Source organism: Peptoniphilus sp. (genome assembly GCF_034090345.1).
Classification (GTDB): Bacteria; Bacillota; Clostridia; order Tissierellales; family Peptoniphilaceae; genus Peptoniphilus.
Window position 1 is genome coordinate 1 of sequence record NZ_JAXDSS010000102.1, and the last position, 2,571, is coordinate 2,571.

Sequence of the window (2,571 nt, forward strand, 5' to 3'; positions counted from 1 at the left end):
TTTAAAAATTTAAGAAAGCTCTAAATTTGCATATTTTTAAACATAGTTAAGTCCAAAGTTTATATTTTTTGGTATAATGAATCAAGTAGAGGTGAGAATCATGTTATTTAATGATTTTAACGATAATGTTTCAGATTTAAAGGACAATTTACAAAGAATAATCAGCAAAATTGAAAAGAATTCTAGACAAATCAAGGATCAAACTCAGCTTAAGGTTGAGTTGGTAAAAGAAGAGAGCAAGTTAAGCGCACAGTATAGAAAACTTGGAGAGTATGTGTTCAAATTAAAAAAAGAGACTGCTGAAGTAGATCTTGATTTTGAAGAGAATACAATTGCTGAAATTGACAGGCTTTTAGCTCGAATAGAAGCGATTAAAAGTAAGTATGAATATATAAAGTCATTTTCTAATTTTAAATCTGATGAAGTAAGAGAAGAAAATAAATATAGATGAATAAGAAGGAATAGTTTTGGGAAAAAAGTATATAGATTTGGGCACAAAGGTTGCCTATTTTGAAAGAGAGGGCGAAATTCCCTTGGTGCTTCTCCATGGATGGGGAGCGAATATAGAGTCTGTAGTGCCGATAATAAATGCGATAAGTCCTAAATATCATGTATATGCTTATGATTCAGCGGGTTTTGGAGATTCTGAAGAACCTAAAGAGGTTTGGGGCACACATGATTACGAAGAACTTTTGGAACGTTTTTTGGAAAAAATGAATATAGATAAGGCAACTTTTATAGGACATTCTTTTGGCGGCAAGACTCTGAGTATTTTTGCAGCAAAGCATCCGGAAAAAGTAGAAAAATTAGTTTTAGTAGATGCTTCGGGAGTGCTACCTAAGAGAAGTTTAAAGTATTATTTTAAGGTCTATTCTTTTAAATTTTTGAGAAAGATATATACTACTTTTTCAAGTGGAGATAAAGATGAAAGGCTTGAAAAGTTTTATAAAAAGTATGGCTCTGATGACTATCAAGCCTCTCAAGGAATTATGAGAAAGACTTTTGTAAAAGTAGTAAATGAATCTACTGAAGAATATTTTGAAAAGATAAAAGCTCCGACACTTTTGGTTTGGGGAGAAACTGATGATGCCACTCCCCTTTACATGGCAAAGGTGTTTGAGCAAAAAATAAAAGATTCGGGATTGGTTGTATTAAATGGGGGACATTTTAGTTATATTGATGACTATGGAACATTTAGTGCAGTATTAAAATCATTTTTAGAATAGGGGAAATATGGATATTTTTGATAATATGATGATAGGAACTATTATATATTTTGTAATGGGGATAGCAGTTTCTATTTTAAATTATAAGATCATTACAAAGAGAAGTGAGTTTCCAATTCACATGCTTCAACTTGAAGGTTATGAAACGGAAGAATATATAAAGTGGGTTGCTGAAAACAAATCTAAAATGAATAAGTTTGTATATGAAAAAGCTACTGAAGTAAAATCACCACTTGTATGGACTGATAGGGCTAAGAGACTTTTAAAAAGACATCAGGCGACAAACATTATATTTATAAGTGTTTTGTTAATTGTTGGCTTTGTGGTATTTTTGTTTAATACAGGTTTAGGTTTTGTATTTCTAATTTTGAGTAATATAGTTTTGTATTATTACCAATACAAAGTGCTTGAAATTTCAAACAATAGACAAGTTCCTGTTGAAGAAAAAATCAATATGGGATTTTATACTAACGCCCAAGGTAAGATAAGAGAGTTGAAAAAAGACGGATTGAAAGTTTTGGGGATAACAGGTTCTTTTGGAAAGACATCTGTAAAATTTATCTCTGATACAGTTCTTTCTGAAGCCCTTAGAGTTAAGAACACTCCATCATCTTACAATACACCAATGGGGCTTTCAAAAGTAATCAACAACGATTTGGATAAGAGCTATGAAGTGTTTATTGCTGAACTTGGAGCGAAGAAAAAGGGAGAAATTGACGAAGTAGCTAAACTTGTTCAACCTGATATTGGAATAATAACAGCAATCGGGCCTACTCACATGCATCTTTTTAAAACAATAGAAAATATACAAAATACAAAGTATGAGTTAATTGAAAACTTACCTGAAGATGGCGTGGCAATTTTTAATTATGACAATGACTATGTAAAGCCATTATCAGATAAGACTAAGATAAGAACTATCAATTATGGAATTAAAGATATTGAAAAATTAGATGTGTATGCAAAAGATATAACAGTTGATGAAAATGGTTCAAAGTTCACTCTTGGAGTAAAAGACATTGGAGAGATACCTTGTGAGAGTAAATTGTTAGGCGTACACAATATATCAAACTTACTTGCGTCAGCTTGTGCGGGATATGTTCTTGGACTTAGTTTAGAGCAGATAAGCGCAGGTATTAAAAAGGTTGAACCGGTTGAGCACAGATTGAACATAGTTGATAGCGGAACTGGCGTAATAGTAATAGATGATGCTTTTAATTCTAATCCTGTAGGATTTAGAGCAGCACTTGATGTATTAAATGAGTTTAAGAGTGGTAGAAAAATAATAATAACTCCGGGAATGGTTGAGCTTGGAGATATTGAAGAAGAGGAAAATGAAAAAGTT

Annotated in this window: 3 protein-coding genes; all 3 read left to right on the forward strand. The window is 31.9% G+C overall.

Annotated elements, in window-relative coordinates:
* Nucleotides 1-100 precede the first annotated feature (100 nt).
* Nucleotides 101-451, forward strand: coding sequence for a hypothetical protein (locus SOR77_RS08075; RefSeq protein WP_320636606.1), 351 nt, complete (start codon nucleotides 101-103; stop codon nucleotides 449-451).
* A gap of 16 nt (nucleotides 452-467) precedes the next feature.
* The gene (locus SOR77_RS08080) at nucleotides 468-1,226 is read left to right on the forward strand and encodes an alpha/beta hydrolase (protein WP_320636607.1); all 759 of its coding nucleotides are present in this window, start codon (nucleotides 468-470) and stop codon (nucleotides 1,224-1,226) included.
* A gap of 7 nt (nucleotides 1,227-1,233) precedes the next feature.
* A partial coding sequence (locus SOR77_RS08085) for a UDP-N-acetylmuramoyl-tripeptide--D-alanyl-D-alanine ligase (protein ID WP_320636608.1) occupies nucleotides 1,234-2,571 on the forward strand: 1,338 nt, incomplete at its 3' end.